10 protein-coding genes and 1 pseudogene are annotated in these 13,112 nt (G+C 70.4%); 6 read left to right on the plus strand and 5 right to left on the minus strand.

What is annotated here, in order from left to right; all coding sequences use genetic code 11:
• Positions 1 to 145: 145 nt before the first annotated feature.
• Positions 146 to 1,195: a phosphotransferase family protein gene (locus ADL22_RS05610; protein WP_066974295.1), complete on the plus strand. Its 1,050-nt coding sequence runs from the start codon at positions 146 to 148 to the stop codon at positions 1,193 to 1,195.
• A 7-nt stretch (positions 1,196 to 1,202) separates the two neighbouring features.
• Positions 1,203 to 2,426, plus strand: coding sequence for an acyl-CoA dehydrogenase family protein (locus ADL22_RS05615; RefSeq protein WP_066974296.1), 1,224 nt, complete (start codon positions 1,203 to 1,205; stop codon positions 2,424 to 2,426).
• 247 nt (positions 2,427 to 2,673) lie between these two features.
• Here the strand turns inward: ADL22_RS05615 and ADL22_RS05620 are convergent, their stop codons facing one another.
• The 3 genes from ADL22_RS05620 to ADL22_RS05630 all read right to left on the minus strand — a co-directional run bounded on the left by ADL22_RS05620 (position 2,674) and on the right by ADL22_RS05630 (position 5,796).
• Positions 2,674 to 3,279, minus strand: coding sequence for a TetR/AcrR family transcriptional regulator (locus ADL22_RS05620; RefSeq protein ID WP_066974297.1), 606 nt, complete (start codon positions 3,277 to 3,279; stop codon positions 2,674 to 2,676).
• Between the two features lie 94 nt (positions 3,280 to 3,373).
• Positions 3,374 to 5,026: a class I adenylate-forming enzyme family protein gene (locus tag ADL22_RS05625; RefSeq protein ID WP_066974298.1), complete on the minus strand. Its 1,653-nt coding sequence runs from the start codon at positions 5,024 to 5,026 to the stop codon at positions 3,374 to 3,376.
• The gene (locus ADL22_RS05630; RefSeq protein ID WP_066974299.1) at positions 5,023 to 5,796 is read right to left on the minus strand and encodes an SDR family oxidoreductase; all 774 of its coding nucleotides are present in this window, start codon (positions 5,794 to 5,796) and stop codon (positions 5,023 to 5,025) included. Before ADL22_RS05630 ends, ADL22_RS05625 begins: the two co-directional genes overlap by 4 nt.
• Positions 5,797 to 6,169: 373 nt before the next feature.
• Between ADL22_RS05630 and ADL22_RS05635 the strand changes: the two genes are divergently transcribed.
• From ADL22_RS05635 to ADL22_RS35970, 4 genes and pseudogenes are all read left to right on the plus strand, one after another.
• Positions 6,170 to 7,498, plus strand: coding sequence for an exo-beta-N-acetylmuramidase NamZ domain-containing protein (locus ADL22_RS05635; RefSeq protein ID WP_066974300.1), 1,329 nt, complete (start codon positions 6,170 to 6,172; stop codon positions 7,496 to 7,498).
• A 463-nt stretch (positions 7,499 to 7,961) separates the two neighbouring features.
• A pseudogene (locus ADL22_RS35960) lies at positions 7,962 to 8,024 on the plus strand (hypothetical protein); the annotation flags it as partial.
• 125 nt (positions 8,025 to 8,149) lie between these two features.
• Entirely contained in the window at positions 8,150 to 8,560 is a 411-nt protein-coding gene (locus ADL22_RS35965) for a tyrosine-type recombinase/integrase (protein ID WP_234430553.1), read from the plus strand.
• A 9-nt stretch (positions 8,561 to 8,569) separates the two neighbouring features.
• Entirely contained in the window at positions 8,570 to 8,785 is a 216-nt protein-coding gene (locus tag ADL22_RS35970) for a hypothetical protein (protein WP_234430554.1), read from the plus strand.
• 116 nt (positions 8,786 to 8,901) lie between these two features.
• Here the strand turns inward: ADL22_RS35970 and ADL22_RS05650 are convergent, their stop codons facing one another.
• Positions 8,902 to 9,408, minus strand: coding sequence for a hypothetical protein (locus ADL22_RS05650; protein ID WP_159048581.1), 507 nt, complete (start codon positions 9,406 to 9,408; stop codon positions 8,902 to 8,904).
• Between the two features lie 12 nt (positions 9,409 to 9,420).
• On the minus strand, positions 9,421 to 13,112 hold a 3,692-nt coding region (locus ADL22_RS05655; protein WP_267890144.1), incomplete at its 5' end, for a polymorphic toxin-type HINT domain-containing protein.

The raw sequence follows: 13,112 nt of genomic DNA on the forward strand, positions 1-13,112 counted from the left end.
CCCACCCCCACTCCACCCCCCAACCACTGGACTCCATACCGACTAGTCGGCATGATCAGGCGCACGGGCCCGCCGGCCCCCCGGCCGTCCGACCGCCCGACCACCCGACGACCCGACCACCGTCCACTCCGCACGGAGGAGCACGATGAGCAACGGCACCCCACCCCCGCCGGCCACCGGGGAGGCGCCCCCCGGCCTGGACCCGGAGCGCCTGCGGGCGCACCTCGACCGGGAGCGGCCGGGCCTGGTCTCCGGGCCGCTGCGCGCCCAGCTGATCGAGGGCGGGCGGTCCAACCTCACCTACCGCGTCACCGACGGCACCGCCTCCTGGGTCGTCCGCCGCCCGCCGCTGGGCCACGTCCTGGCCACCGCGCACGACATGGGGCGCGAGCACCGGGTGATCAGCGCGCTGCACGGGACGGCGGTGCCGGTGCCGGAGGCGCTGCTGCTGTGCGAGGACGAGACGGTCCTCGGCGCGCCGTTCTACGTGATGGAGCTGGTGGCCGGGACCCCGTACCGCACGGTGGAGCAGCTGGCGCCCCTGGGGCCGGAGCGGACCCGGGCGGTGGTGCTGTCGCTGGTGGACACGCTGGTGGCGCTGCACGCGGTGGATCCGGAGGCGGTCGGACTGGGCGACTTCGGGCGCCCGGACGGCTTCCTGGAGCGCCAACTGCGGCGCTGGGGCAAGCAGTTGGCGGCGTCGAAGAACCGCGAACTGCCCGGTATCGACGCGCTCCACGAGGCTTTGGGCCGGGCGCTGCCCGCCTCCGGCGCGCCCGCCGTCGTCCACGGCGACTACCGGCTGGACAACGTCCTGGTCGGCGCCGGCGACACCCTCACCGCCGTACTGGACTGGGAGATGTCCACGCTCGGCGACCCGCTGACCGACCTCGGGCTGCTGGCGATGTACTGCACCGACCTGGGGCTGCCCGAGTCGCCGGTCAGCACCACCAGCGGCGCGCCGGGGCACCCCGGCCCGGACGAGCTGATCGCGCGCTACGCCGAGCGCTCCGGGCGCGATGTGTCGGGGATCGCCTGGTACACCGCGTTCGCGTGGTTCAAACTCGCGGTGATCCTCGAAGGCATCCACTACCGCTACACGCTCGGGCAGACCGTCGGCGCGGGCTTCGACCGGATCGGTGAGCTGGTACCGGTCTTCATCGACCGCGGACTGACCACCCTCAAGGAAGGCTGACGCTCCGATGGACTTCGCATTCGACGCCCGTACCGAGGAACTCCGCGCGCGGCTCTCGGCGTTCCTGACCGAGCACGTCTATCCGGCCGAGCAGGTGGCGGAGGAGCAGCGGGCCGCGCTCGCGTCGCCGTGGGACACCCCGCCGGTGGTGGAGGAGCTGAAGGCCGAGGCGCGGCGGCAGGGGCTGTGGAACCTCTTCCTGCCGGACGCGGAGTACGGTGCCGGGCTGACCAACCTCCAGTACGCGCCGTTGGCCGAACTCACCGGCCGCAGCCCGCAGTTGGCGCCCACCGCGCTGAACTGCGCGGCGCCGGACACCGGCAACATGGAGGTGCTGGCGCAGTTCGGCGACGCGGAGCAGCGCAAGCGGTGGCTGGAACCGCTGCTGGCCGGGGAGATCCGGTCGGCGTTCGCGATGACCGAGCCGGACGTGGCGTCGTCGGACGCCACCAATATCGAGACCCGGATCGAACGGGACGGCGACGAGTACGTCATCAACGGCCGCAAGTGGTACATCTCCGGCGCGATGAACCCGCTGTGCCAGATCTTCATCGTCATGGGCAAGACCGACCCGGACGGCCCGGACCTCCGCCGCCAGCAGTCGATGGTGCTGGTGCCGCGCGACACCCCCGGGCTCACGGTGCGCCGCGCCATGCGGGTGTACGGGTACGAGGACCACCACCACGGCGGGCACGCGGAGGTGGTCTTCGAGGACGTGCGGGTGCCGGTGGGGAATCTGATCGGCGAGGAGGGCGGCGGCTTCGCGATCGCGCAGGCGCGGCTGGGGCCGGGGCGGATCCACCACTGCATGCGGCTGATCGGGATGGCCGAGCGGGCGATCGAGCTGATGTGCCGGCGGGCGGTGGCCCGTACGGCGTTCGGCAAACCGCTGGCCGGGCAGGGCGTGGTCCAGGAGTGGATCGCGGACGCCCGGGTGGCGGTGGAGCAGCTGCGGCTGCTGGTGCTGAAGACCGCGTGGCTGATGGACACCGTCGGCAACAAGGGGGCGCACACCGAGATCCAGGCCATCAAGATCGCGACGCCGCGGACGGTGGTGGACATCCTCGACAAGGCGGTGCAGCTGCACGGGGCGGGCGGCGTCAGCCAGGACTTCCCGCTGGCCGAACTGTGGGCCGCGGCCCGTACGCTCCGCCTGGCGGACGGCCCGGACGAGGTGCACCAGCGGTCGCTGGCGCGGCGGGAGTTGAAGCGGTATCGGTCGGAGGCGTAGGGGGGCGTTGGGGTCCCGTACGGGGCGAGGGCGGGGTCCCGTACGGGCCGGGGGTGAGACCCCTACGGGCCGGGGCGGGATCCCTTACGGGCCGGGGGCGGGGCCCCGTAGGGGTCCGGGGCGGGGCCACCGTACGGCCGGGGCGGGGCCCCTAGGGCGGGGTCGAACGGTTCCCGTAGGGGTCGCGAGGCCCCCCTGCGGGGCCACAACGACACACGAGACGGGGATATTCCCCCCGCCACAGCCGCTACGGCCGCAAAGCCCGCAGCAGCAGCCCCGCCAAGTGGTCGGCGACCTGCTGCGGGCTGAGCGGGCCGTCCTCGCGGTACCACGTACCGAGGTGGTGGACCGAGCCGAAGTGGTAGTCGACGACGAGGTCGGCGGGCACGTCCGCGGTGAACACGCCGCTGCGCTGGCCTTCCTCGATCAGCGCCCGGAACCGCTCGTGGTAGCGCCGGCGTTCGGCCCGTACCTGCTTGTCCTTCTCCGGGCTGAGGTGGTGCATCGACCGGAAGAAGATCTTGGTGTCGTCGAGGTTCTCGATGGTGGTGACCACGACGTCCGCGGCGGCGTCCCGCAGCCGCCGCTCCACCGGCGCGTCGGCGTCCGCGAAGTGGTCCAGCCGCTCCTGCTGGAGCCGCAGCACCCGCCCGTAGACCTCGTGGAGCAGATCCTCCTTGGATCCGAAGTAGTGGTACAGGGCGCCCTTGGTGACCCCCGCGGCGTCCACGATCTCCTGGACGGAGGTGCGGTCGTAGCCGCGTTCCGCGAAGAGCCTGGTCGCGGTGGCCAGCAGCCGCTGCGCGACGGGCTTCGCCGTGCCGTTGCCGTTGCCGTCCCTGATGCCGGCCATCGCCCTCACCCGTTCACCCGTTCCTCGTGTTCCGTGCCTGCGTGCGGTCCCGCCTGCGGTCCTGCCTGCGGTCCCGCGCGCGGGCCGCGCGTCCTCATGCGCGTCCGCGCAGCTCCCGACGGAGGATCTTGCCACTCGTGGTCTTGGGAAGCTCCGGCAGGATCTCCACCACCCGGGGGTATTTGTACGCGGCGAGGCGCTCCTTGCAGTAGGCGGCGAGTTCGGCGGGGTCGGGGGACGCGCCGGGACGCAGGCTGACGTACGCCTTGACGGTCTCCCCCCGGTAGGCGTCGGGCACGCCGACGACGGCGGCCTCGCGGACCGCGGGATGGGTGTAGAGCACGTCCTCGACCTCGCGCGGCCACACCTTGAAGCCGGACGCGTTGATCATGTCCTTCTTGCGGTCCACGACGTACAGCCAGCCGTCGCGGTCCATGAAGCCGATGTCGCCGGTGCGCAGTTCGCCGTCCGGTATCGCCTCGGCGGTGGCGTCGGGGCGGCGCCAGTAGCCGGGGACGACCTGCGGGCCGCGCACGGCGATCTCGCCCTGCTCGCCGAACGGCACGTCGCGGCCGGCCTCGTCCACGATCCGCACCACGGTGTCCGGTCCTGGCAGGCCGACCGCGAGGGTGCCGGAGACCTTGTCGACCGGCGCCTCCTTCCCGGGCGGGACGCTGGCGCAGGGCGCGGTGCACTCGGTCAGGCCGTAGCCGTTGTGGATGTACGGGCCGAAGGCGGTGCGGAACTTCTCCACCAGCGCGGGCGGCAGGGGCGCGCCGCCGGAGTGCAGGGCGCGGAAGGAGGTGAAGTGGTCCGGGGTGGCGTCGGGGTGGGCGAGCAGGGCCATGTAGGCGGTGGCGGGGCCGACGGTGTAGGCGGGGCGGTGTTCGCGGAAGGCGTCCAGGACGGTGCCGGCGTCGAAGCGGTAGGCGAGCGAGAGGGTGCCGGCGCTCGCGAAGCAGGCGGCGAGTTCGCAGACCATGCCGGTGATGTGGAAGAGCGGGGCGAGCGCGAAGTATCCGGCGCCGTCCGGGAACTGGAGGCCGGTGCGCTGGCGTTCGGCATTGTAGGAGATGTTGCCGTGGGTGTTGGTGGCGCCCTTGGGGGTGCCGGAGGTGCCGGAGGTGTAGCTGATGAGCGCGAGGTCGGTGGCGGCCGGTTCGGGGGCGGCGGGGGCCGGTGCGCCGCAGCGGGCGGCGGTGAGCAGGTCGTCGGCGCCGTCCTGCGGGCCGGCGGGCGCGCCGCGCAGGACGCGGGGGTCGCCGCGGGTCTGCAGGCCGTGCTCGTCGGCGGTGACGGCGATCCGTACGGAGGGCGCGTCGGCGGCGGTGGCGCGCAGGAAGCCGGCCCAGGTGCGGTCGGCGCAGAGCACGGCGGTGGCCTCGGCGTCGTCGAGGATGTGCCGGGTCTCGGCCGCCTTGTACATGGGGTTGACGGGCACGACGATACCGCCGGCCTTCCAGACGGCGAGCGCGGCGAGCACGTAGTGGGGGGTGTTCTGGAGCATGACCACGGCCCGGTCGCCGGGCCGGAAGCCGCGGGCGGCGAGGTGTCCGGCGAGGCCGTCGGAGAGCGTGTCCGCCTCGGCGTAGGAGAGCCGGCCGTCGAAGTAGGCGAGGGCGGTGCGGTCGGGGACGCGGCGGGCGGCGGCCCGGAAGGCGTGCAGCGGGGAGGGCGGCGGCTGGACGGGGGCGCGCTGGGCGTCGGTGAGCTGGGCCAGCCACGGCTTGTCCTGGTAGGTGGTCACCGGGCCTCCCCCTGGAGTTCCTCCAGCTTGCCCTGGAGGTGGTTCATCGCGGTCAGCCAGTGATCGGGATCGGTGGCGCGGGCGGTGTAGTAGCCGGCCACCTCCGGGTGCGGCAGGACAAGGAAGCGGCCCTCGTCCATGGCGGCGAAGAGCGCGTCGGCGACGGCGTCCGGTTCGATGGCGGTCGGCGTCAGGACGAGGTCGCCGGCGATCCCGGTGGACGCGAGCATGTCGGTGCGTACGCCCTGGGGGCAGATGGCGTGGACGTCGATGCCGCGGTGGCGGTACGTCAGGGAGAGCCATTCGGCGAAGGCGTAGGCGGCGTGCTTCGTGACGCTGTAGGGGGCGGCGGCGACCATGGTGAGCAGACCGGCGGCGGAGACGGTGGAGACGAAGCGGCCGCCGCCGCGCGCCAGCCACTCCGGCACCAGCTCGCGGGCCGCCCGGACGTGCGCCATGACGTTGACGTCCCAGGCCAGGGCCCAGTCGTCCTCAGGGGCGTCGGGCCCGCCGCCGGTGCCGACGCCGGCGTTGGCGCAGAAGATGTCGATGGCCCCGCCGAGCGCCTCGCGCGCCGCGCCGACGATCCCCGAGGCGTCACCCGGCACCACCACCGCCCCGATCTCCTCCGCCGTCTTGCGGGCCTTGCCCTCGTCCAGGTCGTTGACCGCGACCCGGGCCCCCTCCGCGGCGAACCGGCGGGCCAGCGCCGCCCCGATCCCCCCGCCCGCTCCGGTCACGACAACGGCCTTGTCCCGTACGGCTGCCACGCTGTGTCTCCCTCGGTCGTCCCACTGTCGCCGGCGTGTGCGCAGGGGGGCAGACTAACCAGTCGGTATGTGCGGGCGGAAGGGGTGGTTTGCGTCAGAGGGCGGGGGCGGTCGGGGGCGTACGTGTCTGGGGTCGGCCCGCCGCGCCCAGGCGTTCGTACGTGACGAGGGGGCGGCCCGCCGCCGCGCCCGTGGCGTACGCCCGTGACGAGGGGCGACTCGCCCCACCCGTGACGTACGTCCATGACGCGGAGACGAGAAGGCCGCCGGATGCGTTCCGCACCACCCCCGGGAGCGTTAGCGTGCGCAGCGGGACCCATCCGGTCGCCGACCGATCGCCGACCGGTCACCGGCCGATCACGGAGGTGCGCGCATGGCTCTGTCGAGACGTGTTCTGCTGGGACGGCTGGCGGCGACCGGCGCGGCCGCGGCGGCAGCCACCGCGGGTACGGCGCCCGCCCGGGCCGCCGCGGCCGCTGAGCCCGACAGGGCCACCGGGACCGGCCCCACGGCGAGCACCACCCCACCCCACCCCACCGCCCACCGCCGCGTACACACCGGCTTCGACCACCTATCCTCCGACGGCTACCGCCTCCTCGACGGCGAGCGCGTTGGCATCGTCACCAACCCCACCGGCGTCACCCACGACGTCCGGCACATCGTCGACGTCATGCACGCCGATCCCCGCGTCCGCCTCACCGCCGTCTTCGGCCCCGAGCACGGCTTCCGCGGCACCGCCCAGGCCGGCGGCTCCGAGGGCCGCTACGACGATCCGGCCACCGGCCTCCCCGTCTACGACACCTACGACAAGACCCCGCGCGAACTCCAAACCATCTTCACCACCGCCGACATCGACACCATCCTCTTCGACATCCAGGACGTCGGCGCCCGCTTCTACACCTACATCTGGACGCTCTACGACTGCATGGTCGCGGCCGCCCTGGCCGGCAAACGCTTCGTGGTGCTGGACCGCCCCAACCCGGTCACCGGCCGCGCCCCGGCCGGCCCCGTCCTCGACCGGCGCTACGCCTCCTTCATCGGCCGGGAACCGATCGCCCAGACCCACGGCATGACAGTGGCCGAACTGGCCCTCCTCTTCAACGGCGAGTTCGTCCCGACCACAGCCGGACGCCCGGTCCACCTCGAAACAGTGCGCATGACCGGCTGGCACCGCACCGACTTCTTCGACGAGACCGGCCTGCCCTGGGTCCCACCCAGCCCCAACATGCCCACCCCCGACACCGCCCTGGTCTACGCCGGCACCTGCCTCTTCGAAGGCACCAACCTCTCCGAGGGCCGCGGCACCACCCGCCCCTTCGAACTCCTCGGCGCCGACGGCCTCGACCGCCGCTGGTCCGAGGCGATGACAGAACTCGCCCTCCCCGGCGTCCACTTCCGCGAGGCGTACTTCGCCCCCACCTTCTCCAAGTTCCAGGGCAAGACCATCGGCGGCCTCCAACTCCACATCCACGACCGCACCGCCTTCGACCCCGTCCGCACCGGCATCGCCCTCCTCACCACCGCCCGCCGCCTCTACCCGTCCTTCACCTGGCTCCCCGCCCACTTCGACCACCTGACCGGCACCCCCACCATCCGCACCCTCATCACCGCCGGCGCCGACCCCGACACCATCACCACCACCTGGCAAAAACCCCTACGAACATTCCGCAAAGTACGCAAGCGCTACCTGCAATACGCCTGACGCCCCCACAAGTCGCCCGCAAACACCACCCACTGTGCTGCGCCAACACAGCGTCACGCCGGGCCCCATCAAGGCAGCTTGGCCCCCGCGATCCCTACGAAACACCCCGCCCGAAAGTCGGAGGCTCTCCCTGGCATCACGGCCGCCTACCGCCCTGATGTCCATAGTTGGCGATCATGCACCGAGTGCGGCGGCACCGAACAGGCCCCGCCCCTGCCGTGCGCGCCAACGCGACTGAACCGTCTACCGGCTCAAGGACGACCGCTGCGAAGCCGCCGGATGCGTCCTCGCCCCCTGCAACACCCGCAAGCGCATCCGCGTCTATGGCACCACCCGCAAGGAAGCCCTGGCCAAGCTCACCGGGTAGATCGCCGCCAGCAACCCCGGCCTCCCCGCCTCGTCCGCGCAGGTCAGCGTGGCCGCGTACCTGACGTGCTGGCTGCAGAACGTCGCCGTCCATCACGTGCGCAGGAACACCCACACTCGCTGCACCGCCTGCGGCAACCGCTACCTCATCCCCGGACTGGGCAAGAAGAAGCTCACCAAGCCCACCGCGAAGGACGTCCACACCTGGCTCAACCATCTCCGCACCACCTGCCACGGCGCTTCGGACCCCTCACCGCCGACGAAGCCCGCCAGTTCCTCACCATCGTGCACGGTCACCGGCTGCACGCGCTGTTCGAACTCGCGCTTCACACCGGATTCCGCAAGGGCGAACTCCTCGGCTCGCACTGGGACGACCTCGACCTCAACGCTGGTGCTGCCGCCACCCGCCGCACCGTGCAGCGCACCAGCAGGGGCGGATTCACCACGTCGCCCACCAAGACCCGGGCCTCCGAGTGCCGCATCGCCCTCCCCGCCCGCTGTGTCCAGTCGCTGAAGCTCCACCACGAACAGCAGCAGCGAGCGCAAGGCAGCAGGCACCGCGTGGCAGCACGGCGAGCACGTGTTCACCCCTGCGCAGGACGGATCGATCGACCGACCAACCTCACCCGTGCCTTCCCCACGCTCCTCCGCAAGGCCGGCCTCCGCCGCATCCGCTTCCATGACCTCCGGCACTAGACCGCAACCGTGCTCCTGGAACAGGGCGTCGAACTCGTCGTGATCAAGGAACGCCTCGGCCACGCCCACATCGGCGTCACCGCCACCGTCTACACCCACGTCCGGCTCCGCCTCCAGCGCGACGCCATCGACACCCTCAGCACCGCCCTTAACGGTCCTGTCAGCGACGAGTCGACCCGCGACAACGGCGACGACCCGCCGCTGTGCGGAGCCACCGTCCACTGACGTTGCCGTCAACTACTGCCGTCACCCCATGCAGAAGCCCCGCCAGGACCCACCTGACGGGGCTTCAACTTTGCTGCTGCTATCCAGCGTGAGGGTTGCGGGATGGGGCAGCGAGGCTACACCTCACCCTCCAGCCAACGTTCGAATGGCGCAACCTCCGACAGTTCGGAATTGATCGCCTTCAACCCTCTGGCGAAGTCTTCGGCCAATTTCGAGAGCATCGCGACTAGCTCACTCTGCGCAATGCTCTCGCGCTCTGGGTTTGGAACCCAATTGGTCCGCGAATCGCAGTGAATCATCACGAGATCCCCGCTTGGGCGGAAAGTCAAAGTCCTCTCGACACCTTGCGAGTAGAGGTCCACCTCGACTTCGCGACGGTCGCGCACACCCGCCAGAAGCGATGGGAGCTGCTCCATGAAGACAGACAAGTCATACGCGACATCGAGCGGCCACTCATCACTCCCGAAGCCGCCAATGTGGAACCTGCTGCCTCCAGCGTCAAAGAGAGCGCTACACGCCTCGATGACCAGGGTTTCGTAACCGTCACCCGCCTCCAGACTCACTGAAGCAGGAGCCACAGCATCAGACGGCACGGCCGGATTGAACGACACAGAGAAGCTCATCTCTCCAGCCTCCTAGTTCGGGCCAATTATCGGGAATCCTGTTTTGTACAGCCCATTCGGACTCGGAACGATGGTAGCTACCCGCGCTTGGACGATACTCCCATCCGGCATAATCACCTGCCCCAACCCGTCCGGAATGCGCACCGACCTGGGCCCGGCTCCTTCGACATGGAGTCCCTTCAAGAACTCCGCAGCGGCGTCATTGTCCAGCCATTGTCCTTGCTGATTCCTGGTGCTACGAGCGCGATCGGTCAGAGCCTTCGTGTTCTTCGCTCCGGCACCATGAGTCTTGAATGTATGACCCCACGTTTTAACGCTGTTGGAGGCCCAGTTCACACATCCGTTGCTGTTGTGAACCAGGACCGACGTCTGCCCCGCCAGCACATAGTACGTGTGCGTCCCCGCGATGGTCAGGTCGTGGGTTTGTTGCTGCTTTTTGAAGTGGCGGACCGCGGTGATCTTGACCGTGGTGCCTTGGGGGGTGCGGAGTTCGGTGTTCGGGTGGAGGTCGCCGGCGTTGATCCACTTCTTCTGGTCGACGGACCAGAAGGGGTGGGTGTCGGTGGCGATGATGCTGGAGGCGCCGGAGGGGGTGGTGACGGTGAGATCGGTGAAGTGTTTGTCGTCCTTGGTGACGATGGTGGCGACGACGGGGCGGGTCGTGGTTTTCCCGGTTTCGGGGTCGGTGGCTATGACCTTGTCGCCGGTTTTGACGTCTTCGATGCGCTTGCGCTCGCCGTTGGCGAGGGCGACTTCGGTGTCGGGGAGGAAGCTGTGACAGGGGGATGCTTTTCGTCCGGACCCGCGGAGTCCGAGCCGCCCGCCGGGGCCCTCGCCACCGCCACCCGCGAGCGCGCCCCCAGCCATCATGTTCGCCATCAACTCCGTGAGGCTTTGCTGGCAGTGCTTCTTCATCTCCGCGCAGACGGTCATCCTGAGCCCTGCCAGAGTCCACCGAATGCTCGGCTCGGACGGGTCGATGTTGAACATGCCCTGGTAGAAGAGCTTCTGCTCGGTGGCCCGGTCGTAGACGCGGTTGGTGAACTCGTCGGCACGGTCCCAGGTCGCGTCAATGTTGAGGCCGGGGAGCACTGCGGCCTTGGGGTGCTGTCGGTAGTGACCGAATTTCGCGGGGTAGCTGTCCGCCAGAGCGTCAAGGTATGCCTGCCTTTCCTCGCTCGGGCCCCAGTACACCCACGGGCAGGTGACCGGATCGCAGCCGGTGCCTCCGTTGTTGATGGCATTCATCAGGCCGGTGGGGTCGCTGAAAGTGATCGGGTTGTTGTTGCTGTAGGTGTAGCCGTTGATTTGCTGGGGGTCCGTCAGGTCCATGAGGGGGTCGACGGAGAGGAAGCGGCCGGTTTCGGGGTCGTATTCGCGGGCGCCGAGGTGGGTGAGGCCGGTGTCGGCGGTGTCGTCGGTGCCGCCGACGAAGCCCTTGGTGCCGGGCCAGGCGGAGGGCTGGGTGCCGCGGGGGCCGCCGAAGGGGAGGGTGCGGCGCTGGGTGAGGGCCCCGGTGGCGGGGTTGACGGCGAGTTGGCCGGTGTTCTGGTGGTCGGCGAGGGTGAGGGTGTAGGTGCCGTCGTCGGACAGGACGGCCTGGTTGCCGCCGCCGAGGGGGATGTAGCGGGTGGCCTTGGGGGTGTCGGAGCCCTTGTCGAGGGTGACTTCGGTGTGGTCGCCGAGGGTGAGGATGGTTTTGGTGTCGGTGCGGGTGATGAGGCGGTTGCCGTCGGCGTCGTAGACGTAGGCGGTGGTTTTGGTGCCCTTGTCGCCGGCGGGTTCGGTGACCTTGGTCAGGTGGCCTTCGGCGTCCCAGGTGAGGGTCTGCTTGTCGCCGTGGAGGGTGCGGGTGGCGGTGTTGCCGGTGGGGTCGTAGGTGTAGGAGGAGGTGCTGGTGCCGGTGGGGGCGGTGGTGTCAACGGCGGTGAGGGTGTGGGGCTGGGGCGTGCCGGGCTTGGGGTAGGTGTAGGTGCTCTTGGTGTCCTTGGCGGCGTCGCCGGCGGGGTCGTGCCGGGTGAGGGTGGTGCGGTTGCCGGCGAGGTCGTAGCCGTAGGACTGCCAGTACGGGGCCGGGCCGGAGACGAGGTTGCCGGCGGGGGCGGTGGCGCAGGTCTTCTCGGACTGGGTCCAGGCTTCGGTCACGCGCCGCAGGTAGTCGTAGGTGAAGCACTGGGTGTCGGTGCCGGAGCGCGAGACGTCCGAGATGGCCTTGATGTTGCCGGCGGGGTCGTAGGTGTAGGTGGCCGACTTGTCGACGCCGGCGACGTCCTGGCGGTCCACGCGGGAGTTGGACACGCGCCGGGTGCCCCACTCATAGGTGTTGGTGATCTGGGTGGGTTTGCCGGTGCTGGTGCCGATCCGGTAGGTCAGCGGCTGACCGGTGAGGTTGTAGGTGGCGTCGGAGCGGATGCCGTCGCCGAAGATCGAGGTCAACCGGAGGGTGCCGTTGGCGTAGGAGTAGTTCCAGCCCTTGCCGAGGAGGCTGCCTGTCTGGGACATGCTCCGGGCCATGGGCAGGCCGTTCGAGAAGTAGGACTGGCTGGCCTGGTAGGTGCCGGCGAGTTTGCCTTCGGTGTCGGGGATGACGACGGAGGTGCGCTGGGGACGGTAGACCGGGTCGTACTGGGTGATCTTGGTGGTGTAGGGCTGGCCGTCGATGTAGCGGGTGGATTCGGCGAGCTGGCCCTTGGATTTGGCGACGGTGTCGTAGACCCACTTGGCGCGCAGCGGGCCGTCGGCGGCCTTGTCGTGGAGTTCGGTCTTGCGGCCGAGGCCGTCGTAGACGGTGGCCAGCACGGCGCCGTTGGCGTCCTCGGTGGTGGTCACCTGGTTGCGGTCGTCGTACGTGCTCTTCAGGACGCCCTTGTCGGGGTCGCTGGCCTGGATCTGGTTGCCGCGCTGGTCGTAGGTGTAGCGCCAGCTGTTGCCGGCCGGATCCGTGACCTCGGCGAGTTTGCCGGTCGGGGTGTAGGTGTAGCGGGTGGTGTCGGCCGGTGCGTCAGCGGCGCGGGTGCGGTGCTGGAGGAGCTGGGTGGTCCGGCCGCGGGCGTCGATGACGGTGGTGGCGGCGGTGGCACCCTCGGGCGGGACGACGGTGGTGCGGTCGCCGCCGTAGGTGGTGCTGGTGACGGCGAGGACCTTGCCGCCCTCACCGTTGCCGGCGACGTCGCGGGACTCGGTCTCGCGGCCCAGGCCGTCGTAGGTCTTCCAGGTCTGGGTCTCCACGCTGAGGGCGTCGGCGGGCTTGAAGATGTCCCGGGCCGGCGCGCCGGGGCTGTAGTACGGCGCGAACGTCTTGGTGACCAGGCCGCGGGCGTCGTAGAAGGTGTCGCTGATCAGCCGGCCGGCGTCGGGGCCGGGGGCCTGGGTCTGGCGGGCGCGCAGGTAGCCGTCGTAGAGGGTGTACGAGGTGGTCTGGCTGCCGCCTTCCGGGTTGAGGGTGCGGGTGGCGACGGCGGCCGGCTTGCCCTCTTCGATGAAGTAGTCGAACTGGTAGTTGGGGAGCAGGGTGGTGGTCCGGCGGTCCGGCAGCCAGACCTTGGTGGACCGGCCCAGCGCGTCGTACGCCATGACCGTCCGCTTGCCGTTGGTGTCGACGGTGGCGGTGGGCTGGCCGCGGAGGGGGTCGAGTTCGGTGGTGGTGGTCTGGGCGGAGAGGGGGTCGGCGGGGTTGGCGGGGGGTGTGGTGGTGAGGGTCTGGG

The organism is Streptomyces sp. NRRL F-4489, from assembly GCF_001509485.1.
Lineage (GTDB): Bacteria > Actinomycetota > Actinomycetes > Streptomycetales > Streptomycetaceae > Streptomyces.

Coding starts and splice junctions, on each gene's coding strand:
- ADL22_RS05610 (WP_066974295.1), top strand. CDS start 146: ATGAGCAACGGCACCCCACCCCCGCCGGCCACCGGGGAGGCGCCCCCC.
- ADL22_RS05615 (WP_066974296.1), top strand. CDS start 1,203: ATGGACTTCGCATTCGACGCCCGTACCGAGGAACTCCGCGCGCGGCTC.
- ADL22_RS05620 (WP_066974297.1), bottom strand. CDS start 3,279: ATGGCCGGCATCAGGGACGGCAACGGCAACGGCACGGCGAAGCCCGTC.
- ADL22_RS05635 (WP_066974300.1), top strand. CDS start 6,170: ATGGCTCTGTCGAGACGTGTTCTGCTGGGACGGCTGGCGGCGACCGGC.
- ADL22_RS05650 (WP_159048581.1), bottom strand. CDS start 9,408: ATGAGCTTCTCTGTGTCGTTCAATCCGGCCGTGCCGTCTGATGCTGTG.